The sequence below is a fragment of the Kurthia sibirica genome (assembly GCF_003143975.1).
GTDB classification, from domain to species: Bacteria; Bacillota; Bacilli; order Bacillales_A; family Planococcaceae; genus Kurthia; species Kurthia sibirica.
This window is the reverse complement of sequence record NZ_QFVR01000006.1, coordinates 104,475-128,744: the sequence shown is the minus strand read 5'-3', so window position 1 is coordinate 128,744 and position 24,270 is coordinate 104,475. Positions and strand designations below refer to the sequence as shown.

Sequence of the window (24,270 nt, the reverse complement as noted above, 5' to 3'; positions counted from 1 at the left end):
TATAATGGATATTTCAGCACTACAACAATTCATCCAACTTCAAGCGATGTCACAAATGAATGCAAGTTCCAATGGCGATTCTACTGCACCCTCTAGTGGTACAAGTGATTTTTCAAGCTTATTATCACAAGCATTAAACGGAAATTCCGGATTACCAAATTCCAATCAAACACTTGGTTTAATGAACGGCGTAAATGACGCAACATCCGCTAATACTAATCCGTTACAAATGTTGTCATCTCTCTTAGGTTCTCTGACAAACACGCTGCCTCAACAAAATAATGAACTCGGCAGTGTTTATGCAAGTTCTCCTACTTCTATGTACAGTAATTATATGAATACTTATAAAAATAATGCTCTATATACAGGCACAGAGGCCGTCACTGCGACAAAATCTACTACAAAAACGCCAAAAACAGCTTATGATACCATAATCACACAAGCTTCCCAAACATATGGGATTCCTGAGAAGATGATCAAAGCTGTAATTCAACAAGAATCTGGCTTTAATGCTAAAGTAACGAGCTCAGCAGGCGCTGGCGGTTTGATGCAACTTATGCCTGCAACTGCAAAATATTTAGGTGTTACTGACGTCTATGATCCTCAGCAAAATATTATGGCCGGCACAAAGTATTTAAAACAGATGTTTGATCAGTTCGGTGACTATAGTACAATGCTAGCAGCATATAATGCGGGACCAGGTAATGTTAATAAATACGGTGGTATCCCGCCATTTACTGAAACACAAAACTATGTCAATAAAATTATGACATCATACAAAGCTTAATAGAACATGCAGTAATCCGCTTAAAAAATGGATTACTGCATTTTTTTATTTTATCGTTCATCGTAGGCTACGAGTGACTTTATAGAGAAAATGTTTACCCAAAAATATCTTCTTGAAACCATTTGTTTGAGAAAAAGAATGCATGTTGCTATTATAGAGTTACAGCTAAAGCAAAGGAGCATTATTCATGACTCAAAAACCTATAATTCCTTTCGAGGAAATCGGTGCGGATACACTGGAAGAAATGATTTCTATCTTTTATTCTAAGGTAGCCAAAAATCCACAGCTAAAGCCGATCTTTCCTGAAGAAATGACGGAAACAGCGCGCAAGCAAACTCAATTTCAAATTCAATATTTAGGCGGTCCAAATGTATATACAGAGGAACACGGTCATCCGATGCTAAAAGCGCGACATAATCCTTTTGAGATTACACCGGCAAGAGCGCAAGCATGGCTTGAATGCATGTCAGAAGCGATGGACGAAGTAGGCTTGGACGGTAAAATCCGTGAAGTTTATTTCAAAAGGCTCGTCCTTACCGCACACCATATGATTAATGCACCGGATCATGACGAGGAGGTATGACAGTAGTGAATCATTTACAATTAGTTTCGGAGCCTGCTTCACAGCCAGCATCTTGTAGCAAGCCAGTTGAACTTTATGTGTTCATCGATTTGCTGCATCCAGATAGTTGGTCTCTCCATTCTACAATTAAACGACTTGAAGTGAATTACGGACAATATTTTTCGCTCCGTTTCATCTTAAGTACGGAGTTATCTTCTTTGAACGTTGCTTGTCACCGTATTAATAATTGTACGAGTCAAGAAGAACTGGTTGATTTAACACATCCAGTCCTCCCTTCAATTGCTGTAAAAGCTGCAGAACTGCAAGGGAAAAAAGCCGGTTATCGCTACTTAATGAAACTTCATGAATATTATACAATAGATGAAAAAAGTGTATTATCTTGTAATACGCTGACTGAAATCGCTAAAGAAGTCTTATTGGACTTGGAAGAATTTGAAACTGACTTCCGTTCATTAGAGGCTTCTCGTTCATTCCAAGGTGATTTATGTATTACACGTGAAATGGGTGTACAAGAAGTACCTAGTTTTGTATTTTTCAATGAAAATATTGAAGATGAAGGCTTAAAAGTTTCTGGAACTTATTCATTTGAAGTATACGAACATATTTTATCTGAAATGCTTGATATCGAATTAATACAAAACCAACCACCCACGATTGAAGAGCTTTTCAATAAATTCCACACTTTGTCGGTGAAAGAAGTCGCTAGTATTTATAATATTTCTGAAAAAGCTGCAGAGCGTGAACTCAAAAAAAATATGTTGCAACAAAAAGTTGAACGAATTAACTGCAAAAACCATTCTCTGTTTCGTTTAAAAGCCTATTGATCTCATATATTCAAAAAGTCCCTTCCAACAGACCTCATGTCTGATAGAAGGGACTTTTTATAATTCTATTATATTCAGGTATGGTGTCGAAACAATTCATGTTTGTCTAGATGTTTCGACATAACAAAAGTTTTCAATTGACAAGTATTGCACTATTTCTGTTAATCATGATGAACATACCTAAAATAAACATAAAAAGGTAAGCTACACTAGATGAAGTCTATTTGGGCAGTGAAACGATGTTTTAGTCTCAACTATTAAAGAACTGGCATCAAGCGATTCAAATCAATTACTGAGAAGATGGGACATCTAAGTTCACCTGTCATAGTCACAGATCGATTTCATTATTGTCGTTCCGTTTATTGGACCTTAGACAAGGTACAACATACCGTTCTAAATGATGGAATCGATTGAGCGCGAAAATAGTATTAATATAACTGTATAAAAAAGTTTATTTTCATCTGTGCTCAATTAAAAAGGTGAATAAAATTGAACACCCAATTTCATTCACCTTCATATTTGATACAGAACCTTTTTATATGTTTTTTTAACTTATAATCATCTATTCGTAAAGAAAATAATCTTTCTTTATGTATACTGTACTAATTAATGAAGTGTTTTTTATAAATACAACTATGGTAATATATCTGTTTTTTAGATTGAATTTCTTTTTATTTATCTATTTTCGCGATAGTTAGCTCTATTATCGTCTGTTTCATTTTTTTACGAATACCGAAAAAATACAAAAAAATAAAATGAGCTACTCTACGAGAGCGCTCATTTTCACAAAGGGGATGGGAGAAATGTTCACGTTCAAACAAAGGGGTGTATGTTTGTTTGTGATGTATTTCACATTTATTACTTTATCACTTAATCCTATATATAGCAACGCTTTTCTAATATGTTCACATATTGGACATATTGAAAGCGATAACAAAATCGCTATTCAGAAAACCTATAAAATCCGACAAAAAATAAAATCCTCCTATTCAAATCATTACCATTTTAAAGTAAAAAATCCCCATTACTTTATAAAAGAGCATAAATTTTTGTCATTCCTCTTTATTCATAGAAAAGCTACTCATTTACTATCATTTCTTATTAGAAAATAATAAACTGTTATATAATCGCTTTCTGTTTTATAACAACAACTTTTCATGTACTCTGTACTAAGTTATTTTCGCAAACAAGTTTCTACATCAAATAGTGAGATGACGTGATTTGACACGTTCAAATCACGTCACTTTTTCTATACTGCCGATTCAATAAAATCTTTGTACAAAAAGCATCAAACCCTCTACATATATTTCATTTTCATGTTTTTTAATGTATGAACTGTTGGCATTATAGGACACCCTCCAACAATTGATAGAAAACTATAAAAAAGAGCCTGAGACAAACGTATTTTCAACAGAAAAAATCCCGTATGATTTTTCGAAATCATACGGGATTATTCATTTCAAACCATGTCCGCTTCGAAAAATACTTTCTGCGCGTTCAATTGATTTGATTATTCGTATTGGAGACAGACTATTTTTGTTCTGTCCCAGACTCTATGGAAATTATTTTGCTAATAATCTTTCTAATTCAGCAAGATTTTTTTCAAATAGCTCAAATGCTAATTCAATCGGTTTAGCTGATTCCATATCAACACCTGCTGCGCGTAACACATTGATTGGAGAATCTGAACAACCCGCTTTTAAGAAATTATTCACATAACGCTCTACAGCTACTTCACCCTCATTTAAAATTTGGCTACTCAATGCGATTGCAGCAGATTTACCAGTTGCATATTGATAGACATAATAATTATAGTAGAAGTGTGGAATACGAGCCCATTCAAGCGCGATTTCATCATCACTTACCATGTTATCTCCAAAGTAGAATTTATTTAGCTCATGGTATTTAGCAGATAATGTATCGGCAGTTAATGGTTCGCCATTACGATCCATCTCATGAATAATATGCTCAAATTCAGCAAACATGGTTTGACGAATAATCGTTCCTCTAAACGAATCTAACCAATGATTTAAAATATAAATACGTAAATTATCATCTTTTACTGTTTTCAGTAAGTAATCCGTTAATAATTCTTCATTACAAGTTGAAGCGACTTCCGCTACGAAGATGGAGTAATCTCCATAAACTGCAGGTTGATTATTTCTAGAGTAATAACTGTGTACACTATGACCAAATTCATGAACTAATGTATACAAATTATCTAGATTGTCTTGCCAATTCATTAAAATATATGGATTTGTGCCATATGAACCGGATGAATAGGCACCGCTGCGTTTCCCTTTGTTTTCTACAACATCAACCCAACGATCTGCAAGCGCTTTTTTCACGATTCCTACGTAATCATCGCCCATCGCTGCAAAACTATTTAACATATGTTCTGTTGCTTCTTCATACGTAACCTTCATTGTTGTTTCTTTCACAAGTGGTGTATAGACATCCCACATATGAAGTTCATCCACTTCCAAAACATTTTTACGTAAATCCAAATAACGATGCATTAAGCCAATATTATTGTGAACTGTCGATAATAATTGATCATATACTTTTTCAGGGATACTATTATTAGACATCGCTGCATGGCGTGCTGAATCATAGTTTCTAATTTTAGCGGATACATTATGGGCTTTCACATTGCCGGATAGTGTTGTAGCAAATGTATTTTTAAATTTACCAAATGTTTCATACATTGCTTTAAAACCCGCCTCACGTACTGAGCGGTCTGCACTATCTAAGAATTGAACATAATTACCATGCGTTAATTGTACATCGTTCCCCTCTTCATCTTTGACGACTGGGAATTCTAAATCTGCGTTATTTAACATACCAAATGTATTAGCAGACGCTCCAGTCACTTCGCTCATTTGAGCTAAGATGGCTTCCTGTTCTGCTGGTAGTACATGTTCACGTTGCTCATTAATTTCTTCCAACTCATGCTTGTACAAACGTAATGCTTCATTTTCTTCTAAGTAATTTTTAATCAAATCTTCAGATAACGATAAAATTTCCGGCGTTAAGAATGATAATGCCGTACTCACTTTCGCAATCAACGAGCGGCTACGCCCTTCCAATCCTTGGAATTCACTATTTGTTGTGTCTTGATCGGATTTCATATGCGCATATGTGTATAAAATACCAATTCGAGTATACACTTCATCACGATATTGAAGCGTTTCTAACATCGCCTGCGCACCATTTTTTAATGTGCCTTCAAAACTTGGTGCTTTTTCTAATAATGTTGAAATTGCCGTGAATTCTTCATTCCATGATGCTACTGTTTGGAAAATATCTTCTAAATTCCAAGTTAATGCTGTGGGAACTTCTTCACGAGTCGGGATTTTTTTTACTTCTGCCATATCATTTTCCTCCTGTAGCCACTATAATATCTTTCTTTACTATTTTCTCAATTATCAAACTTTAATGCAACATATTGGCTGTATATTTCTTCGATAATCGAATTAATTTTAATATCCTCATGAATCAACTGAGGATTATAACATGACAAAAATAATAGATAGGTGCGTACTTCTTGTGCTGTAATCTGGAAATTTTTATGTTCAGATAAAAAAACATCGATAAAATCATGAGGGAGTCGTTGTAAATTACTCGTTGTTTTCTTTAGTTTGTTCACAATAATTAGCTGCCATTCTACGGCATGTTTTGGTCTTTGTTTAAAAGTCGGTATACCAATCCAATTTGGTAGTGCTAACGGCGATTTTTGCGCATCGTAACACGCTTTTAAAAACGGCTCACGAATTCCTTGACGATTATAGTGAATTTTTTGTTTAATATAATGTAGTTTCTCAAGTTGCCATCGATGATAAAAATCATAACAATCTTTGAGCGTATAGTGCTTCATTTGGATAAATGGAAATTTTTGTATCGATGCATGTACAGATTTGCAGTTGGCTAGATAACTAATACCTCTTATCGGAATAATATGCTCATAATGATGAAAATAATTATTTTTTGGTTCGTATGTAATTAAGCGTTGTCCTTCAATAAACTGACTATAAAATGGTGATAGCTGAATTTTTTGTAACCCTTTGTAAAACCTTCCCTTCGATACAGGAAGCCATACTGGTTGTAAATCCACTTTTTTATACCCTTCACTCCGTTTTCTAACCAGACTTTGAGCAATGGACGAACATTGAAATTCAATCGGTGTCAGAATCGCACCATGTTTCACAATTAAATCTGGCCTTTGCTTTATTTCAGGGATAAACTGCTCCAAATTCACGAGCATTGATTGATTTTTCAACCAATTATAGAGCTGATGCTTACCTAAAATATGTTGCTCACTTTCCCCTTCAGCAAATGTAGAACAGTCATTATTTTTTATATGGGCAAAATGGGGTGTTATGACATCTCCAATTTTTAAAGTAAGGGGCTGTTTGCAAGCAGGGCAATAAAAGAATTCCTTATTTCGTAATTCCCGAAGTTTTTCCTTTGAACTAGAATAGGTCAGGCGAACAATTTGTTTTTTTGCATTTAAAGCGGTTAACATTTCCCACACCTCCGTTACAAGTTATAATAAACAATTGTCTCTTTTTTCTCAACGTCAGAAAAACCTTTATTTATGGGATTTGAAGCTCAATTAGTAGGGATTTTCGAGAAATGACTATTAATTGATAGCCCTATTGTAAAAACGGTTGTTTTCGAGAAAATAAATCTGGCGTACTTATAGAAAATTATGTTATTTATTAGGATTTTACTTTTCTTAAAATGTGGATATTCAAGTGGATTAAACAATAATAGTTGCTTTTAAACACAATGTTCAATACAATTCATATACTGTTAGTTATAAAAGGACTTTTTCTTTTCTTTTTTGGCTACTTAGAATTACAATAGAGATAGAGTATAGTACAACATTATCCACAAGGGATTTACTCGATACGAGATAGCCGAAGGGAGTTGTTAAGTATGGATATTGAACGTATTAATGAAAATACCTTGAAGCTAGCGATTTCGTACAATGACATCGAAGAACGTGGCTTTACTAAAGATGAGATTTGGTATAACCGAGATAAAGGAGAAGAACTTTTCTGGGTTATGATGGATGAACTTAATGATGATCAATTTGAGATAAATGGTCCACTTTGGATTCAAGTAGTTGCAAAAGAGGTTGGACTGGAGCTTACTGTAACTGTCGTAAGTAATCCAGGTGACTTCTTTAACGAAGCACCATTCGACGCTTCAAACAAAGACGGCCAATTTGGTAATCTATTTGACCATGAGTCCATTGCCGATATGAAGGCTGAGTTCGCGGAAGAAGAGGCAGTATTACTCGAAGAAATTGTTTTTGAGCTCGCTCAATTTGACGATATGATTCCACTTGCCGCATCCATTTCAGAAAGCTTTGATGCTATAAATGAATTGTATGTAATGGACGACCAATATTACTTGTATATCGATTTACGCTCATTGAGCGATATTGACCAACAACAAGATTATTTAAGCCCAATTCGCGAATTTTCAACACCATCGAAAAAAACGATTCACCTGCTTCAAGAGTATGGTAAAGTCATCATGGAAGTTGATAGCTTCAAGCTAACAAGAGAATTTTTCTAACAAAAAACATGTAGCGCAATTATTGCTACATGTTTTTTTATTGTCTTTTTTAGGGTTCTCTACTGTTTGTTTGGGTTTTCAAGCACTCCATCCTCTGCTCGACGGCTTTTCGCAGGAGACGCGAGCTTGTGGTATGTAACACCAAAAGCACAACGCTTACCGATTCATGGTCGCACCACCTTTAATTAGTAACTACTATTATACAGGATGGTCCGTGACCGGGCGAGACCACATTTTAACCCATGAATAGTACAAGTTGATGGAGTGCAGGCGGCGACTTCTGCGGGAACAGCACGAGCGGAAGCACCCGGACTGAGCGAAGCGAGGGAGAAGGCTGGAGCCGTGCCCGCGAAAAGCGTCCGCCGGAACGGAATCAACGGCTACGAGGAAAAGCGAGGACAGGAACGAAATCCGTTCCTGTCCTCGCTTATCTGTGCATAAGTGGACTTTTTCAGTGCCCTCGATTTGACGTAGAACCTTTTTTAGAAGATCCCCGCAAACATCATTTGCGTTCTCCAAACAATATGAATCATAATTTGTGAGAACATTAATCGTGATTCATGTCATTTTAATAGAACCCTTTTTCATGCTATTGAAATGATTAGGTGGTATTTCACTAACTAGCGATAAAACGGCTAGGCTCAGGCAAAGCAAAAAGCTAGCAATCCTCCAATGGATAGCTAGCTAATTTATATAATAACAGTCATATTAATTGACCATTCTTTGAGCTTCTTGTAATTGGTAAGCACGAACTTTACGAGGTAAGAAACGACGAATTTCATCCTCATTATAGCCTACTTGAAGGCGTTTCTCATCCAATATAATTGGACGTCTTAAAAGCCCAGGATTTTCTTGAATTAATTCATATAACTGCTGTAGTGGCATTGTTTCTAAATCCACTTGTAGCTTTTGAAAGATTTTTGAACGAGTTGAGATGATCTCATCCGTGCCATCTTCAGTCATTTTTAAAATCTCTTTAATTTCAGAAATTGTTAAAGGTTCTGCAAAAATATTACGTTCAGTATAAGCAATATCATGTTCCTCTAACCAAGCTTTTGCCTTTCTACAAGAAGTACAACTAGGAGATGTAAATAATGTTACTATCATAACTAGCACATCCTTTCCAATGTATGAAGCACTTGTAATTCTATTATTAAATTAGAATAAATCTAATAAAGAGGTCTATGTTCATTATACAACATATTTTTTATTTTGAATATACCTTTTGAAAAATTTTTCTTTTGTAATTATTGGTATATATAACGCCAATTACATGTATATATCACTGGCATAAATGTATATTTCCCTTTCAAAAGCATAATTAAACCTATTATTCGAATATTTTTATTCTCATTTAGAGTTCCTTAAATGAAAATAACTTTTTAGATTTTCAGATTAAAAGGCGCTATCACAAGCTTCATACACCCTATTACACTGACCAAAATTTGCTTTTATTCTAAATGTCAGCTATAATTCACTCATTAATATTTAGGTGAAGATGAAGAGTAGTAGGTAATTTATATACATATAGAGAGTCTGTGGTCGCTGTAAACAGATTGTATATAGTATCGAATGGACTTCGGAGCCAGCTTTATGAAATTTGTAGTAGTGAAGCTCGAGTGGCCTCTCGTTATCGAGGTAGAGTGGCCAATTTTATTGGCAAGCTTGGGTGGTACCGCGGATTATTAACATCATTCGTCCCTTTTTTAGGGGACGCATGATGTTTTTTATTTTGAGGAGGAATTTATGATGAAGAAAAAAATTTTTTCAGGCGTGCAACCAACAGGTGTCATTACACTAGGTAACTATATCGGCGCTTTTCGACAGTTTGTAGCGCTTCAAGATGATTTCGATAGTATCTTCTGCATCGTCGATCAACATGCCATTACAATGCCACAGGATAGCAAAGAACTACATGCTAATATCCGTAAACTAGCTGCCACTTATTTAGCAGCAGGTATCGATCCCAATAAATCCACGCTCTTCATACAATCAGAAGTACCAGCTCATGCGCAAGCCGGTTGGATGCTGCAATGTGTTGCTACGATTGGTGAGCTTGAGCGTATGACACAATTCAAAGATAAATCATCAAAAGAAGGTGTTTCTGTCTCTGCTGGATTACTAACTTACCCTCCGCTAATGGCTGGCGATATTCTGCTATATAATACAAATATTGTACCTGTTGGCGACGATCAAAAACAGCATATTGAATTAACACGTGATCTTGCAGAACGCTTTAATAAACGCTACGGTAAAACATTCGTGATGCCAGAAATTCAATTACCAAAAAATGGCGCACGTATCAAGTCACTGCAAGACCCTACAAAAAAAATGAGCAAATCTGATGATAATACAAAGGCAACAATCCGTATTTTAGATGAACCAAAACAAATAGAGAAAAAAATAAAATCGGCTGTTACTGATTCTGAAGGTATTGTGCGTTTTGATGTTGAAAACAAACCAGGTGTTTCAAACTTGCTAATCATTGAATCTTCACTAACGAATAAATCGATTGATGAGGTCGTGGCAAAATATGATGGTAAAGGTTACGGTGACTTCAAAGCAGGCGTTGCTGCTGCAGTAATCGAACATTTAGCACCAATTCAAGCACGTTACAATGAATTAATTGATTCTCCAGAATTAGACGAAATATTAGATGCGGGGCGCGATAAAGCCAATGCGATTGCCTCTGCAACTGTCACACGTATGGAAGTAGCGATGGGCTTAGGTCGCCAAGTAAAACGCAAAAAATAAAACAGAATAAAGAGCCTGAGACAAACGTATTTTCAACAGAGAAAATCCCGTATGATTTTTCGAAATCATACGGGATTATTTATTGGTTCTATTATATATGTTGGGGTATTAAAACAATTCATGTTTTAGACAATTAGAAATAGCGAAAGCTTTCCGCCGACAAGTAACGCACTACTTATTTTCACCGTAGATCAAAATAAAGGATTGCTTACTACTTGTTTTTCGGCAGGAGTCCTCGCCATTTCTTTTAATCACAAAAGTTGAAGAAATCGAGGGCAAGTCTGCTCTTTTATAGAAATGCCAAAGCGTTCACATATTTGTCCAGCTTGCCAGTCCCTTACTTCGAAAGTACATGATGATCGCATACAAAAAATGAACCAGTACTTACAAAGGTTCGGTGATCAAGTAGAAATCGTTGTAATGGATAGGAATCAATGAAACGAAATGCATATGGTTATAAACGATTTGATCGATTGAGAGCGAAGATCTTACTAACATTAAAGTATAAAGAAGTTGGTTTACATCTGGGCTAAATAAAAAAGGTGAATGAAATTGACAATCCAATTTCATTCACCCCAACCTTTGACACAGAGCCCGAAAAACGCTTTCTGCGCGTTCAATTGATGTGATGATTCGTATGGAGGACATACTATTTTTGTTCTGTCCCAGACTCTTTTTAGTTCTACACTACTAGTTGTTGGCGTTTCAAAGACCATCGAGTCATGCGCTGAAAAAAATGAGCCTGATAGAGATGACAACAAAATACAGGTGAATGTAGATCGTTTGATACTCTTTGTATACGGGATAGTATTGAATTAGGCCTAGAAAGAATTAATAGCGTGAGGTGGAAGAACTAAATCACGTCATTTAACATAGCGCCGCTCATCGAGCTATATTTTCTATCTCATTTGCACAACTAGCTCACCATATCTTTTAATTTTTTGCCCTTCCACATAAAAGTAAAAATGGATGTAGCAATGAGTATAATAAGACCGGCAATAAACGGATACAGGATACGAATATCATAGAGCGCTCCTGCTAATAGGGGGCCTAAAATATTCCCAATACTCATATAAGCATTATTCATCCCCATAGCAAATCCTTGTTCCTTACCTGCTAATTTTGATACAAGCGTTGTTAAGACAGGGCGTAGAATGGATGTAGACAAGAAAATAATTAATGAGATTGCAAAAAACATCCTATAACTTCCAGCAATAATTGACAGGAAAAAACCAATAGCTGTAATGACTAAAAATGCGCGTAATATAATTAATTCTCCAAAACGATTTACTAATTTATCAACGAAGAATAATTGGACAATAACACCAACAATACCTGTGGCTGTAACCATAAAGGCAATATCTTGTGGCGTTGCGCCATATTGATCATCCACAAATAGACCGAGAACTGTTTCATATGCCATTAACCCAAAACTCATGATTAAAGTAATAATAAGCGGCACAAAAAATGGCTTTTTCACAGATAATACAATATCTTTTATCATCGATTGATCTGGCCCATCAAAGACCTCAGCATCATCAGGTTTACTCTCCTTCAATGTGAAAAAAGATACGATAAAAGCTAGTAATCCGACGATTGCTGAAACAAGCAATGGCATTTTCAGTCCATACTCTGCTAAAAAACCACCAATTCCAGGTCCTACCACGATTCCTAATGACATGGCTGCGGAAATAAAACTATTACCTTTTGCACGTTGTTTCATTGTTGTAATATCAGACACATAGGCATAGATAGCTGGTATTAAAAATGCACAACCTACGCCACCTATAAAGCGTGAAATATACAGTAATGTAACTGAATTTGTGAAGTAAAAAATAAACATGGAAATAGCTAAAATAAGCAAACCACTATTTATTAACAAACGACGACCATATTTATCGGCCATTTTACCACCAAAAGGTGAAAAGACAAATTGGGCGAAGGCAAAAATAGCAATAATTAAGCCTGCTGCTGTCCCACCCTGCCCCAATTCTTTTAGAAAAGTTGGGATAATTGGAATAATAATTCCAAAACTACCAACCGCTATAAACATATTTAACATCAAGAGTGCTAATTTTTTCTTTTGATCTGCAGTCATTATTTTTGTCCCTTCACCGTCATTCTAGCGTAATTTAAAATTCATTTGTGATTATTTATCGTAACCTGTGAGGTCATTCTAAACAAGTCTTTTCGAAAAAAAAAAGCATCATTAAGAAATGTGAACCATTCCCTAACGATGCTCAATAATCTATTTTTATGCTTCGTATTTTTTAAATACGAGAGTAGCATTATGACCACCAAAACCAAATGAATTACTTAATGCATATTGTAAATCTTGTTTGCGTGCTTCATTTGGCACATAATCCAGATCACATTCTTCTGCAGGTGTTGCATAATTCATTGTTGCTGGTACCACACCTTCTTGTAATGCAAGTACAGAGAAAATTGCTTCTACTCCACCTGCTGCACCAAGCATATGACCCGTCATCGATTTAGTTGAACTAACTGGGATTTTTGTTGCATACTCACCAAATACTTTTTTAATTGCCTCTGTTTCTAACATATCATTATAATATGTACTCGTACCATGTGCATTAATATAACTTACTTGATCCGGTGTAATTCCCGCATCTTCAATAGCTTGAACCATCGAACGGGCCGCACCTTCTCCACCAGGTGCTGGAGCTGTAATATGATACGCATCTCCTGCCGCACCGTAACCAACTACTTCAGCATAAATTTTAGCACCACGTGCAATTGCATGATCATACGATTCTAAAATCACCACGCCCGCACCCTCTCCCATAACAAAACCATCTCGTTCTTTATCAAAAGGACGTGATGCTGTTTTTGGATCTGGATTTAATGATAGCGCCGTACTTGAACAAAAACCAGCAATCGCCAATTCTGTAATCGGTGCTTCTGTACCACCAGCAATCATGACATCCGCATCTCCACGCTCAATTACTTTATAGGCATCACCAATAGAATTTGTGCCTGTAGCACAAGCTGTAACGGTACATGTATTAATCCCTTTTGCACCTAAATGAATAGAGACTTGGCCTGCAGCCATATCAGGAATCATCATTGGTACGAAAAATGGGCTAACACGACGTGGCCCTTTAGTAATTAAATTATTGTATTGCTGTTCAAATGTTTCCATACCGCCAATACCTGAACCAAGCCATACACCGACACGGTGAGCATTTGATTCGTCGATTGTTAAATTAGCATCTTCCACAGCCATTACTGAAGCTGCTAGTCCATAATGAGTGAAACGATCCATTTTGCGTGCTTCTTTTTTAACAACATATTTTTCGATATCAAAATCTTTTACTTCAGCTGCTACGCTAACAGGAAATTTTTCTGCATCGATACGTGTAAGTGGACCAATACCTGAACGTCCTTCTTTAATTGCATCCCATGTTGCATGTGCATCATTTGCTAAAGGTGTTACTGCACCGATACCTGTTACTACTACTCTATTTTTCGTCATTTCAAAAACCCCTTCTTTCTAACAATAGTATTCTCTATTTACCGTATCTAAGTGTAATGGCTCCCCATGTCAATCCGCCACCAAAACCTACCAACACTAATAAGTCATCGTCTTTAATATTTCCCGCTTCTACTTCCTCAACTAACGCATTTCCGATTGAAGCTGCCGATGTATTACCATATTTCCCAATAACCATGGCGACTTTTTCCTCCGGAAGATCTAAACGTTTACGTGCGGATTCTATAATGCGAATATTCGCTTGATGCGGAATTAAATAATCAACATCTTCTTTTGTATAGCCCGCTTTTTCAATAACATTCATCGCAGATTGCCCCATTTGGCGCACAGCAAATTTGAATACTTCTCGACCATTCATCACGATATGTTTATCTTCATTTTCAAATAAGTACTTACCACCTGTGCCATCTGCACCTAATTCAAAAGATAAAATCCCACGGCCTTCAGATACATGACCGACAATTGATGCACAGGCACCATCGCCAAATAATACAGCCGTATTGCGATCTGTCCAGTCAGTAATTTTAGATAATTTTTCTACACCTACTACTAAAACATAATCATATGTAGACGACTCAATAAATTGCTTTGCCGTAACAAGCCCATACATATAACCTGCGCATGCTGCAGATAAATCCATCGCAGCAGCATTTTTTGCTCCTAATTTTTCTTGAATCATACAAGCTACTGATGGAAAAGGTTGATCTGGCGTTACTGTGGCTACTAGAATTAATCCAATTTGATCAGCAGTAATTCCCGCATCCTTAATAGCTGCTTCAGCCGCATGAAAAGCTAAATCTGAAGTATCTTCATCGTCACCTGCAATGCGACGCTCTTCAATACCAGTTCTAGAACGAATCCACTCATCTGAAGTATCCATAATTTTTTCTAAATCTGCATTTGTAACGACGTTTTTAGGCATATATCTCCCTATGCCGACCAATCCTGCTGCCATATTCAGCGCTCCTTTTCGAATACCAATTATTAATACCTGGTACTAATTATAATCGAATAAATTAGTTTTTTCAACATATATTGACAAAACTTTGACAAAATCTAAGAAGTCAAACAAAAGATTCTTTCAATTATCTAGCTCTGTATGCTATTATTAATAAGTACAAATGTAACTTTTAGAGGTGAAATTTAATGAAATATATCGTTTTATTAGTTTGGTCTGCTATTCTATTCTCAGTGTTGAATTATGTTGTTTCGGCAATCAATAACACACCATTTGGTATGGATCAGGTCAAAACAGGTCTATTGTTCTCTCTAGTATTCTCAGCGGTAATTGTCATCATTGGCATGATTATCCCATCTGAGTCTCCTAAAGAAGTAGGCGCTCACAAAGAATAATAAAAAGCTATCCATACGGATAGCTTTTTATTTATGTCTAAAAAACATAAAAGCAAACAACTCTTGGCCTATTTCATACACAGTGAGAATTTTTATACATGGCAATAAAAAACTCCAAATAGGTCACTTTTTCGAAAGTGTCTACTATTTGGAGTTCCGTTCAAATCATTCTGAATGGCTTTTTATGACTTGTTATTTAATTGTAATTTGACCATCTTCCATTGAAACAGTCAACGTACTACCTGGAATAGCATCACCTTTTAACAATTCTCTTGCAACAATTGTTTCTAAATGACGTTGAATAAAGCGACGTAATGGTCTAGCCCCAAATGCTGGGTCAGCACCCTCTTGTGCAATCCATCTAATGACATCGTCTTCTACAACAAGATTTACTTCTTGTTCTGCTACGCGATTAATAAGATGGTTAACATATTTTTTCGTAATTTCATAGAAGTGTTTAGATGATAGTGAGTGGAACATAATAATATCATCTAAGCGATTTAGTAACTCTGGTTTGAAGTGTTGTTTCAACTCTGCCATAACTAAATCTTCTACCGCATGCCCTTCATCCTTATGCATTTCTAGTAAATAGTGAGAGCCAATATTTGAAGTCATGATGACAACTGTATTTGAAAAGTTCACCATGCGACCTTGACTATCTGTAATACGACCATCATCCAATACTTGCAATAGTATATTCGCTACATCTGGATGTGCTTTTTCAATTTCATCTAATAAGATGACACAATACGGATTGCGTCGAACCGCTTCGGTTAATTGACCGCCTTCTTCATAACCAATATAACCTGGTGGTGCGCCAACTAAACGAGATACGCTATGTTTTTCCATGTACTCGGACATGTCTATGCGTACGAAGTGATCTTCCGAATCGAATAATTGAGCAGCAAGTGCCTTCGCTAATTCTGTTTTACCAACACCAGTTGGTCCTAAGAATAGGAATGAACCAATTGGTTTTTGTGGATCTTGTATACCTGCTCTCGCACGCCAAACAGCTTCTGTGACAAGTTGGACTGCATTATCTTGACCTACAACGCGTTCATGTAACGTATCCTTTAAGCGTAATAATTTTTCACGCTCTCCTTCTAGCATTTTGTTAACTGGGATTCCTGTCCAACGGGAGACGATACTCGCAATTTCTTCTGATGTAACATCTTCACGTAATAGACGTTGTTCGCCCGTTTCTTCTTGTTCTTCTAAAGCCGCTAACTCTTTTTCTAATTCTGGAATTTTACCATGGCGAAGAATCGCCGCATTATTTAAATCATAATTTGTTTCAGCTTCTTCTAGTTCATGGCGATATTGATCCAGTTTTTCACGTTTTTCTTGAACAACTTTAATGGATTCTTTTTCGCGCTCCCACTGCGCTTTCATATCAGCAGATGATTCTTTTAATTCTTCTAACTCGGTACGCAATGCATCCAAACGTTTTTTGCTGGCATCATCGTCTTCTTTCATCAATGCTTGTTCTTCAATTTCTAATTGCATTTGTCGACGTGTTACTTCATCAAGTTCGGATGGCATCGAGTCAATTTCTGTACGAATCATCGCACATGCCTCATCGACTAAATCGATTGCTTTATCGGGTAAAAAGCGCTCCGTAATATAGCGATTTGATAATTCAGCCGCCGATACAATCGCTCGGTCATGAATACGTACACCATGATGCAATTCAAAACGTTCTTTTAAGCCACGTAGAATGGATACGGTATCTTCAACTGATGGTTCTCTTACTAAAACTTGTTGGAAACGACGTTCTAGTGCAGGGTCTTTTTCAATATTCATGCGATATTCATCTAAAGTGGTCGCCCCAATACAGTGAAGTTCGCCACGTGCAAGCATTGGTTTTAACATATTACCTGCATCCATTGAACCTTCCGTTTTACCAGCACCAACAATCGTATGAATTTCATCGATGAAAAGAATAATATTCCCTTCTGCTTCTTTCACTTGTTTTAAAACACCTTGTAATCGTTCTTCAAATTGACCTCTATAGCTAGCACCAGCGATTAATGCACTCATATCTAATTCATAGATAATTTTATCTTTTAGACCTTCTGGTACATCACCTTTCACAATACGCTGTGCTAAACCTTCTACAATAGCCGTTTTACCAACACCAGGCTCCCCAATTAATACAGGGTTATTTTTTGTTTTACGTGACAATATGCGAATCACATCACGAATCTCTTGATCTCGTCCAATTACGGGATCCATTTTACCAGTTTTTACATTTTCAACTAAATTTCGTCCATACGTTTCTAAAGGATTTTTGTCTTCTTCTTGATTCATATTCATTTGCATGATCAACATCTCCTTTGACTATCTTTGACTATCATTTGATTCAATTATAATAAGCATTTTTAAATATTTCAAGCAAAAACTCTGACTATCTTTGACTTATTTTATTTTTCCTTTCTACATCATTTTATGTTAAAATTTTCTATAATTGTTAAAAAAGGAGGCGAAGCATTAGATGCAATCCACTCCAATGAATCTCGGTACATTATTCGAAACTAATGGCATCAAGTACAAAGTCACTAAAAATCAACTACTATTTGCTGAAGGAGATCCGGCTGATATGATTTATTTCATTCTGTCAGGAAAAGTTGCCCTAACAAAAGAAACTGCCAATGGACGAGCACTCACTTTACGAATTTGCTCTAAAAATGACTGTATTGCTGAAGGAATACTATTCACCTCTTCTTCTCTTTACCCTGTCTCAGCAAAAGTATTAGAGGAAACTTTTGTCATTGGACTAAAAAAAGGACAATTAGAACGGTTATTAGCTGTACAGCCAGACCTTCTAGTAGACTGTATTGAATGGCTACAAATTCAAAATATGCGTGAACAATCAAAGTTACGTGACCTTTTACTTTATGGCAAAAAAGGCGCGCTCTACTCGACCTTAATTCGACTTGCAAATACGTATGGTGAACTGCAGTCAAATGGTCAAATTGAAATTTCACATTTAATAACACACGGTGAATTAGCTACGCTTTGTGCTACAAGTCGAGAAGTAATCAATCGACTTGTGCAGCAACTAAAAAAAGATCATGTGATACAATATGAACAAAATAAAATTACTATTTTAAATTTGCACTATTTACGTGCGATTTGTGAATGTGATCATTGTCCCATATTTGTGTGTCAAATCAACTAAAAATCTCCTCGCCATCATAGTGATGAACGAGGAGATTTTATCTGTCTAGACACTGCCATTATTTTTCCTTCAATATTTTATCTATTTCTTTCGCCAAAATCGGACCAAAAGAAGTTGAATACGTATTTGTAATATGATCAAAATCTCGATATACGACAATATTGCCAACAGAGAAAACCCCGTATGATTTTTCGAAATCATACGGGATTATTCATTTCAAATCAATTTCCGCTTCGAAAAACGCTTTCCGCGGACATGACTTCAAACGCCTCACCACTGCGTTCCTGTGGGGTTATCTGCGCGTTCAATTGATTTGATTATTCGTATTTGAAACATACTATTTTTGTTCTGTTCCAGGCTCCATTTAATTTTGACCCACTATCTTCTTAGTTTGGCGCTTTATCTACCTGAGTGAATTTTTTCTCTTTTAACTCTAAAATCACATCACACGCATAGGCAATTTCTTTTTCATGTGTAATCACAATGACACATTTCCCTTGCTCATGCGCCAACTGTGTAAAAAGACGAATGATTTCACGTGAGTTTGTTTCATCTAAATTGCCAGTTGGTTCGTCAGCTACGACCAGTTTTGCATCGCAGCACATCGCACGTACAATCGCTACTCGCTGTTGCTGCCCACCCGATAAATGCTGGACATTTTTGCGTGCTAAATTTTCATCAATTCCCACTTTAGCTAACATATCTATAGCGTATGTTTTTCGGTTCTTGTGCTGAGAATTTGTTATTTCGAGTGCCGCTACGATATTATCAAGCGCTGATAGATAGGGTAATAGATTATATGATTGAAAGACAATTGAGACATACTGATTGCGATAATTTGTTAAGCCGATTTTTTTTAACGATTCATTATTATAATAAATATCTCCTGTTTTTGGTCTATCTAGTCCAGCGATTAAAGAAAGGAAAGTTGTTTTACCTGAACCACTTGATCCAAGAATCCCGTATAATTTCCCCGCTTCAAATGCTAAATCAATCGCATGATACAAAGGCTCTGACTTTGATTGATACCAATAATTCATTTTTTCTATTTTTAACATCGTGTTGCCCTCCTTATGAGTTTAATATTTTTTTAGGTTGCATACGCATAATACCTATCGAAGCTAAAATGACAGCTAAAAAACTAATCCCTAAGCCCAATCCACCTAATTGCACTAATTCTTCAATAGATAAATTTATATCTAATTCTTTGATTTTTTCGGCATCCGAGGCATTATTCGCACCAAATCCACCTATACTTGGCCCACCATCTTGACCTCCAGGTCCTCCTTGACCTTGACCACCTGCCCCAGGACCATTTATTGTGCCTGGTCTACCTTGTGATTCAGTTGTAGTTGTCGTCGCAGCACTTGTCGTATTTTGTTGTTCTAATAATTGCTGACCCACATAATTACCAACAAATTGTCCGCTTATACCTGCGATTACGAGAGCCATTACCAGAACAAGTATGAGCTCTGCAAAAAATTGCCCAATTATTTTTAAACGTTTTTCACCAAGGGATAACAGTACACCAATTTCATATTTTCTTTCACGAATTGTAATAATAACAATTAATGCCAAAATAATCGTACCAGCAATCGCCACTAACCAGACGATTTTTTGGGCAAAACTTTCAACATTCTTTAATGGTTCAATCATTTGTTGATAAACTTGATCATTCGTTTGCAGACTATACATATCCGTATCTAAACCTGCTGCTTTTGCTTCCTTAACAAATGACGTCATTTGTTCTGGATCCGTTAAAGTAAACAATACAGAATCGGCTGTATCTTTATATGTTGAACCTTTCACTTTATTAACAAAATCTGTCGCTGTGTAAATTTTATTGTACGGATTTAAAGCTGGAATTTGCATACTCCGCTGATCTGCAGTTTCTGTAGACTCATAAATTCCTACCACTTTTAATGTATAGGCTTGCTCATCTGTATTTTTAATTTTTACTGTGTCACCTACAACTATCTTATTTTCGGTTGCAAGATTTTTTTCAATAACAGCATTTTTTGTACCTGCATCAGCTGACGTAATACCGACACCGTCTGTAATTTTAGCGGTATCATTCAAAAATGCACTTGCTGTTGCACTATCATTTGTACCTGCTAAGCTTATATCACCGCTTGTTTTGCCACCCATCATACCAGTACCACCAAAACCACGACCACCACTCGCCGCATCTTCTTCAGTTGACGTTTCTTCAGTAGCTGTAATTGCTTCAAATGAAGAAGCATTTACCGTTGTTGAGGAAGTAATACTCAATGAGTCAATATTGTCCAAAGCACTCAATTTCCTAACTGTTTCACCATCGATTGAAGGAATCGTAAAATCTCGTTTCTCCTTCTCTCCGTCTTCAGTCATAGATTTTTGAGCATTTTTAAATATATTTTCCATATTCGCTGACAGTGTGACCGTCGCTCCCATACTCTTTTTAGCATTTTCTGTTGCTTTCAGTGATGCACTTTGAATCGTTAATCCGGCAAGAATAAAAATGAGAATAGCTGAAAAAACGACTGTTAATAACAACGTTCTTCCTTTCTTGACCTTCATACTATAAAATGCTCGTTTTAAAAAATTCATCATTTACTCCTCCTGACTTGCTGTCACTACCTTACAAATTGAGTATAGTGTGCCAATGTATCAGGAATAAGTCAGAAAAAAAGAACGGATACTTTTTTCAAAGTATCCGTTCTTTTTTCTTATGATGGATTAGCGTACGCCTAATGCCATTTTAGCGTAGCGTGACATATTGTCTTTAGACCATGCTGGTGACCAGACAATATTAACATCTACATCTTTTACTTCCGGTAATTCAAATAGTGCTGTGCGAATTTGATCGACGATTACTGGACCTAATGGACAACCCATTGAAGTTAATGTCATACGAATCATTGCAACGCCCTCATCATTTAAATCTACTTCATATACTAAACCAAGGTTGACGATATCAATGCCTAACTCGGGATCGATAACATTTTCTAATGCGCCTAGTAAACTGTCTTTCATATCTTGATCTGCCATATTAGTTACCCCTCTCTATACAGTGTTTATCTCATCATAACAAAATATAGGTCTTATAACAAATAGTCTGCAAACCACTGTACATTTGCAAGCATTCCAGTACGATTTACTTGATGCCCTGCGCTTTTAGAAGTCATATGCTGCCAACGTTGTGGATTTGCAGCGTATTGTTCCATACTATTCTTATAAAAGCGATGCGCTGGCTCGTAGGGCACTGTATGATCTTTTTTACCATGCCAGAAAAATACGGGTCTATTCGCAAGCAATTCTGGTTTTTTACTAATATCAAAGAAATCTAATGTTTCATACATCTTTTCAAGTTCCGCTTCGTTCATCGGTAATTTCAATCCCAAGTCAGCTACTTGTTGTAGCTGATTTTTAGCCAATTCAACATAATTTGGTGTACCCATCATCACCGCTGCTGCATCGATCCAAGGATAAACTGTTAAACAGCCTAATGTTGTAATCGCGCCCATAGATGTCCCACTGACACCGATTTTACCGTGTGTATACAACCCTTTATCTACTAATTGTTGTTTAATATAGTTAAGTTCTTCTATATTTGTTAAAACAATTTCCCAAAAACGCATACTTAATTGAATGGCATCTAAATCTTCTGCACGTTCTCCATGTAAAATCGCATCTGGCATAATAACCCGCATACCACTAGTAACATAATTATATGCATAATGCAGATTATGTTCCTTCGCACTTTCAAAGCCATGTAAAAAAATGACAATCGGTGTATTTTCATTTGCTGTTTCTTCATTATATAAATGTAGTAATGGGATATTCCCCCATGTTTCATGGTTGATTTTCAACTATTTCACTCCCTCAAAGAATTCATACTAATCGTATCAGAAAAATACATTCGTTACAAAGTTTTGACGAACAGTTGTCAAAAGGGTACTATTTACTGATAGGGAGGAGTTTTCACATGGTACAACCTCATTTAATTGTTTTGGATTTAGATGGTACATTACTACAAGATAATCAACGTATCTCCCTCAAAACAAAACAAACAATCCAATTGGCGCGGCAACAAGGTCATCAAGTGATGATTGCTACTGGCAGACCTTTCAGAGCTAGTAAAGTCTATTATGATGAACTTGCCTTGGATACACCCATTGTTAATTTTAATGGTGCCTACATCCACCACCCTCTAAAAAGTCAATTTAATGCACTCCATAGCCCGATTGATTTGCATACTGTCACAGAAATCGTGGATGCACTGCAATCTTTTAAACTTTCGAATATTATTGCAGAGGTGATGGATGATATTTATGTAGAAAAGTATGATCAACAACTTCTTTCTATTTTAGGTATGGGTAATCCGAAAATTACTACGGGGAGTATGATTAAGATGCTCAAGGATCATCCAACAAGCATGCTTATTCACTCGGACGAAATGGATGTACCACCCATTCGACAGTTTTTAGCTGATACAAAGGCTGAATTAATCGATCATCGGAGATGGGGAGCTCCTTATCATGTAATTGAACTTGTGCGCAATGGTATCCACAAAGCGATTGGATTAGACTATGTGGCTAAATCACTCCAAATTCCACGTGAACGGATTATCGCCTTTGATGACGAAGACAATGATTTAGAAATGATTGAATACGCAGGCATTGGCGTTGCTATGGGCAATGCCATCGATGACTTAAAAAAGAGTACCCTTCATGTGACGGCGACAAATAATGAAGACGGTATTGCACACTTCCTACTTGATCGACTCTCTTTATAAACTATTACTTACCGAGGAGGTTTTCTAAATGAAAATCTATGCAGACAGTGCTTGTGACTTACCGAAGACATTTTATACAGAGAATTCTGTACATCTTTTTCCGTTGAGAGTTGAACTTAATGGTGAAGAATTTGATGATATTATTGGTGTTGAACCAGAAAAAATCTATGAAGAAATTCGTGCGGGTAAAGCGCCTAAAACATCTCAAGTTTCTCCAGAGCTTTTTTTAGAAGCTTTTGAAGAATTAGCTAAATCAGGCGAAGAAGGACTATATATTGCCTTTTCATCGGCTTTATCTGGCACATATAGCACATCGATGATGATTCGCGAGCAAGTTCTCGAAACATATCCCGACTTGAAGCTGACTATTATTGATACAAAATGTGCATCGATTGGTTACGGCCTTGTTGTTAAAGAAGCCGTGCGCCTACGTGATGCTTCATACTCGTTTGCTGATGTTGTGAAACGTTCTCAATTCAACGCAGAGCATATGGAACATTTGTTTACAGTGGAAGATTTAGATTTTCTAGCACGTGGTGGACGTGTCTCTAAAACGAGCGCATTCATTGGTGGTCTATTAAATATTAAACCTCTTTTACATATGGAGGATGGCAAACTAATTCCTATTGAAAAATTACGTGGACGTAAAAAAGTGTTCAAGCGTATTTTAGATATTATGGAAGAACGTGGGGAACATTTAGCCAAACAAGTGATTGGTATTAGCCACGGTGATGATATGGAAGCTGCCAAAGAAATAAAAGCCATGATTGTTGAAAGATTCCATCCCATTGGCATTGAAGTTCACATTGTTGGTTCGACAATTGCCTGTCATTCTGGTCCTGGAACAATCGCCATATTCTTCTTAAATGAATTGTTTGACGAAGAACAAATTTAATAAAAAAAGTGAT

General features: G+C 36.4%; 20 protein-coding genes and 1 other annotated feature. Of the genes, 9 read left to right on the top strand and 11 right to left on the bottom strand.

Annotated features, from left to right (window positions below):
• Positions 1-4 precede the first annotated feature (4 nt).
• From DEX24_RS06535 to DEX24_RS06525, 3 genes are all read left to right on the top strand, one after another.
• Positions 5-787, top strand: coding sequence for a lytic transglycosylase domain-containing protein (locus DEX24_RS06535; RefSeq protein ID WP_109305611.1), 783 nt, complete (start codon positions 5-7; stop codon positions 785-787).
• A gap of 187 nt (positions 788-974) precedes the next feature.
• On the top strand, positions 975-1,370 hold the full coding sequence (locus DEX24_RS06530) for a globin domain-containing protein (RefSeq protein WP_109305610.1): 396 nt from the start codon (positions 975-977) through the stop codon (positions 1,368-1,370).
• 5 nt (positions 1,371-1,375) lie between these two features.
• The gene (locus DEX24_RS06525) at positions 1,376-2,194 is read left to right on the top strand and encodes a DsbA family protein (RefSeq protein WP_109305643.1); all 819 of its coding nucleotides are present in this window, start codon (positions 1,376-1,378) and stop codon (positions 2,192-2,194) included.
• Between the two features lie 1,562 nt (positions 2,195-3,756).
• Here the strand turns inward: DEX24_RS06525 and pepF are convergent.
• Both pepF and DEX24_RS06510 read right to left on the bottom strand, forming a co-directional pair.
• Positions 3,757-5,568, bottom strand: a complete 1,812-nt coding sequence (gene pepF, locus DEX24_RS06515; protein WP_109305608.1) for an oligoendopeptidase F — start codon at positions 5,566-5,568, stop codon at positions 3,757-3,759.
• A gap of 47 nt (positions 5,569-5,615) precedes the next feature.
• The gene (locus tag DEX24_RS06510; protein ID WP_109305607.1) at positions 5,616-6,719 is read right to left on the bottom strand and encodes a competence protein CoiA; all 1,104 of its coding nucleotides are present in this window, start codon (positions 6,717-6,719) and stop codon (positions 5,616-5,618) included.
• Between the two features lie 416 nt (positions 6,720-7,135).
• Between DEX24_RS06510 and DEX24_RS06505 the strand changes: the two genes are divergently transcribed.
• Positions 7,136-7,783, top strand: a complete 648-nt coding sequence (locus DEX24_RS06505; RefSeq protein ID WP_109305606.1) for an adaptor protein MecA — start codon at positions 7,136-7,138, stop codon at positions 7,781-7,783.
• 708 nt (positions 7,784-8,491) lie between these two features.
• Here the strand turns inward: DEX24_RS06505 and spxA are convergent.
• Positions 8,492-8,887 carry a transcriptional regulator SpxA gene (gene spxA, locus DEX24_RS06495; RefSeq protein ID WP_186819642.1) on the bottom strand — a complete coding sequence of 132 codons (396 nt, stop codon included), beginning with the start codon at positions 8,885-8,887 and terminating at the stop codon, positions 8,492-8,494.
• Positions 8,888-9,269: 382 nt separating this feature from the next.
• Positions 9,270-9,489 (top strand) — a binding site (T-box leader).
• 43 nt (positions 9,490-9,532) lie between these two features.
• Here spxA and trpS point away from each other — a divergent pair.
• Positions 9,533-10,537: a tryptophan--tRNA ligase gene (trpS, locus tag DEX24_RS06490; RefSeq protein ID WP_109305604.1), complete on the top strand. Its 1,005-nt coding sequence runs from the start codon at positions 9,533-9,535 to the stop codon at positions 10,535-10,537.
• A gap of 916 nt (positions 10,538-11,453) precedes the next feature.
• On the opposite strand, the gene DEX24_RS06485 is transcribed toward trpS, so the two are convergent.
• The 3 genes from DEX24_RS06485 to DEX24_RS06475 form a co-directional block, all read right to left on the bottom strand.
• The gene (locus tag DEX24_RS06485) at positions 11,454-12,635 is read right to left on the bottom strand and encodes an MFS transporter (RefSeq protein ID WP_109305603.1); all 1,182 of its coding nucleotides are present in this window, start codon (positions 12,633-12,635) and stop codon (positions 11,454-11,456) included.
• Between the two features lie 156 nt (positions 12,636-12,791).
• Complete coding sequence (gene fabF / locus DEX24_RS06480) at positions 12,792-14,033, bottom strand: beta-ketoacyl-ACP synthase II (RefSeq protein ID WP_109305602.1); 1,242 nt, start codon at positions 14,031-14,033, stop codon at positions 12,792-12,794.
• Positions 14,034-14,067: 34 nt separating this feature from the next.
• Positions 14,068-15,006, bottom strand: a complete 939-nt coding sequence (locus tag DEX24_RS06475; protein ID WP_109305601.1) for a beta-ketoacyl-ACP synthase III — start codon at positions 15,004-15,006, stop codon at positions 14,068-14,070.
• A 191-nt stretch (positions 15,007-15,197) separates the two neighbouring features.
• On the opposite strand from DEX24_RS06475, the gene DEX24_RS06470 reads away from it, so the two are divergent.
• Positions 15,198-15,404 (top strand): DUF2929 family protein, encoded by a 207-nt coding sequence (locus DEX24_RS06470; RefSeq protein ID WP_109305600.1) that lies wholly within the window; start codon positions 15,198-15,200, stop codon positions 15,402-15,404.
• A gap of 192 nt (positions 15,405-15,596) precedes the next feature.
• Here DEX24_RS06470 and DEX24_RS06465 read toward each other — a convergent pair whose 3' ends face one another.
• Positions 15,597-17,726: an ATP-dependent Clp protease ATP-binding subunit gene (locus tag DEX24_RS06465; protein ID WP_109305599.1), complete on the bottom strand. Its 2,130-nt coding sequence runs from the start codon at positions 17,724-17,726 to the stop codon at positions 15,597-15,599.
• A 172-nt stretch (positions 17,727-17,898) separates the two neighbouring features.
• Here DEX24_RS06465 and DEX24_RS06460 point away from each other — a divergent pair, with 172 nt between their 5' ends.
• Positions 17,899-18,585 carry a Crp/Fnr family transcriptional regulator gene (locus tag DEX24_RS06460; protein WP_109305598.1) on the top strand — a complete coding sequence of 229 codons (687 nt, stop codon included), beginning with the start codon at positions 17,899-17,901 and terminating at the stop codon, positions 18,583-18,585.
• A 386-nt stretch (positions 18,586-18,971) separates the two neighbouring features.
• On the opposite strand, the gene DEX24_RS06455 is transcribed toward DEX24_RS06460, so the two are convergent.
• The 4 genes from DEX24_RS06455 to DEX24_RS06440 form a co-directional block, all read right to left on the bottom strand.
• Positions 18,972-19,643 carry an ABC transporter ATP-binding protein gene (locus tag DEX24_RS06455; RefSeq protein ID WP_109305597.1) on the bottom strand — a complete coding sequence of 224 codons (672 nt, stop codon included), beginning with the start codon at positions 19,641-19,643 and terminating at the stop codon, positions 18,972-18,974.
• A gap of 13 nt (positions 19,644-19,656) precedes the next feature.
• A complete protein-coding gene (locus DEX24_RS06450; RefSeq protein WP_109305596.1) occupies positions 19,657-21,174 on the bottom strand; it encodes an ABC transporter permease in 1,518 nt (505 codons plus the stop codon).
• Positions 21,175-21,303: 129 nt separating this feature from the next.
• Positions 21,304-21,615 (bottom strand): metal-sulfur cluster assembly factor, encoded by a 312-nt coding sequence (locus tag DEX24_RS06445; protein ID WP_109305595.1) that lies wholly within the window; start codon positions 21,613-21,615, stop codon positions 21,304-21,306.
• Between the two features lie 53 nt (positions 21,616-21,668).
• Positions 21,669-22,436, bottom strand: coding sequence for a prolyl oligopeptidase family serine peptidase (locus tag DEX24_RS06440; protein WP_109305594.1), 768 nt, complete (start codon positions 22,434-22,436; stop codon positions 21,669-21,671).
• A gap of 116 nt (positions 22,437-22,552) precedes the next feature.
• Between DEX24_RS06440 and DEX24_RS06435 the strand changes: the two genes are divergently transcribed.
• Together DEX24_RS06435 and DEX24_RS06430 are read left to right on the top strand one after the other, a co-directional pair.
• The gene (locus tag DEX24_RS06435) at positions 22,553-23,362 is read left to right on the top strand and encodes a Cof-type HAD-IIB family hydrolase (RefSeq protein ID WP_109305593.1); all 810 of its coding nucleotides are present in this window, start codon (positions 22,553-22,555) and stop codon (positions 23,360-23,362) included.
• Between the two features lie 28 nt (positions 23,363-23,390).
• Entirely contained in the window at positions 23,391-24,257 is an 867-nt protein-coding gene (locus DEX24_RS06430; protein WP_109305592.1) for a DegV family protein, read from the top strand.
• Positions 24,258-24,270 lie beyond the last annotated feature (13 nt).

Coding starts and splice junctions, on each gene's coding strand:
- DEX24_RS06535 (WP_109305611.1), top strand. CDS start 5: ATGGATATTTCAGCACTACAACAATTCATCCAACTTCAAGCGATGTCA.
- DEX24_RS06530 (WP_109305610.1), top strand. CDS start 975: ATGACTCAAAAACCTATAATTCCTTTCGAGGAAATCGGTGCGGATACA.
- pepF (WP_109305608.1), bottom strand. CDS start 5,568: ATGGCAGAAGTAAAAAAAATCCCGACTCGTGAAGAAGTTCCCACAGCA.
- DEX24_RS06510 (WP_109305607.1), bottom strand. CDS start 6,719: ATGTTAACCGCTTTAAATGCAAAAAAACAAATTGTTCGCCTGACCTAT.
- DEX24_RS06505 (WP_109305606.1), top strand. CDS start 7,136: ATGGATATTGAACGTATTAATGAAAATACCTTGAAGCTAGCGATTTCG.
- trpS (WP_109305604.1), top strand. CDS start 9,533: ATGAAGAAAAAAATTTTTTCAGGCGTGCAACCAACAGGTGTCATTACA.
- DEX24_RS06485 (WP_109305603.1), bottom strand. CDS start 12,635: ATGACTGCAGATCAAAAGAAAAAATTAGCACTCTTGATGTTAAATATG.
- fabF (WP_109305602.1), bottom strand. CDS start 14,033: ATGACGAAAAATAGAGTAGTAGTAACAGGTATCGGTGCAGTAACACCT.
- DEX24_RS06475 (WP_109305601.1), bottom strand. CDS start 15,006: ATGGCAGCAGGATTGGTCGGCATAGGGAGATATATGCCTAAAAACGTC.
- DEX24_RS06470 (WP_109305600.1), top strand. CDS start 15,198: ATGAAATATATCGTTTTATTAGTTTGGTCTGCTATTCTATTCTCAGTG.
- DEX24_RS06465 (WP_109305599.1), bottom strand. CDS start 17,726: ATGCAAATGAATATGAATCAAGAAGAAGACAAAAATCCTTTAGAAACG.
- DEX24_RS06460 (WP_109305598.1), top strand. CDS start 17,899: ATGCAATCCACTCCAATGAATCTCGGTACATTATTCGAAACTAATGGC.
- DEX24_RS06455 (WP_109305597.1), bottom strand. CDS start 19,643: ATGTTAAAAATAGAAAAAATGAATTATTGGTATCAATCAAAGTCAGAG.
- DEX24_RS06450 (WP_109305596.1), bottom strand. CDS start 21,174: ATGAATTTTTTAAAACGAGCATTTTATAGTATGAAGGTCAAGAAAGGA.
- DEX24_RS06445 (WP_109305595.1), bottom strand. CDS start 21,615: ATGGCAGATCAAGATATGAAAGACAGTTTACTAGGCGCATTAGAAAAT.
- DEX24_RS06435 (WP_109305593.1), top strand. CDS start 22,553: ATGGTACAACCTCATTTAATTGTTTTGGATTTAGATGGTACATTACTA.
- DEX24_RS06430 (WP_109305592.1), top strand. CDS start 23,391: ATGAAAATCTATGCAGACAGTGCTTGTGACTTACCGAAGACATTTTAT.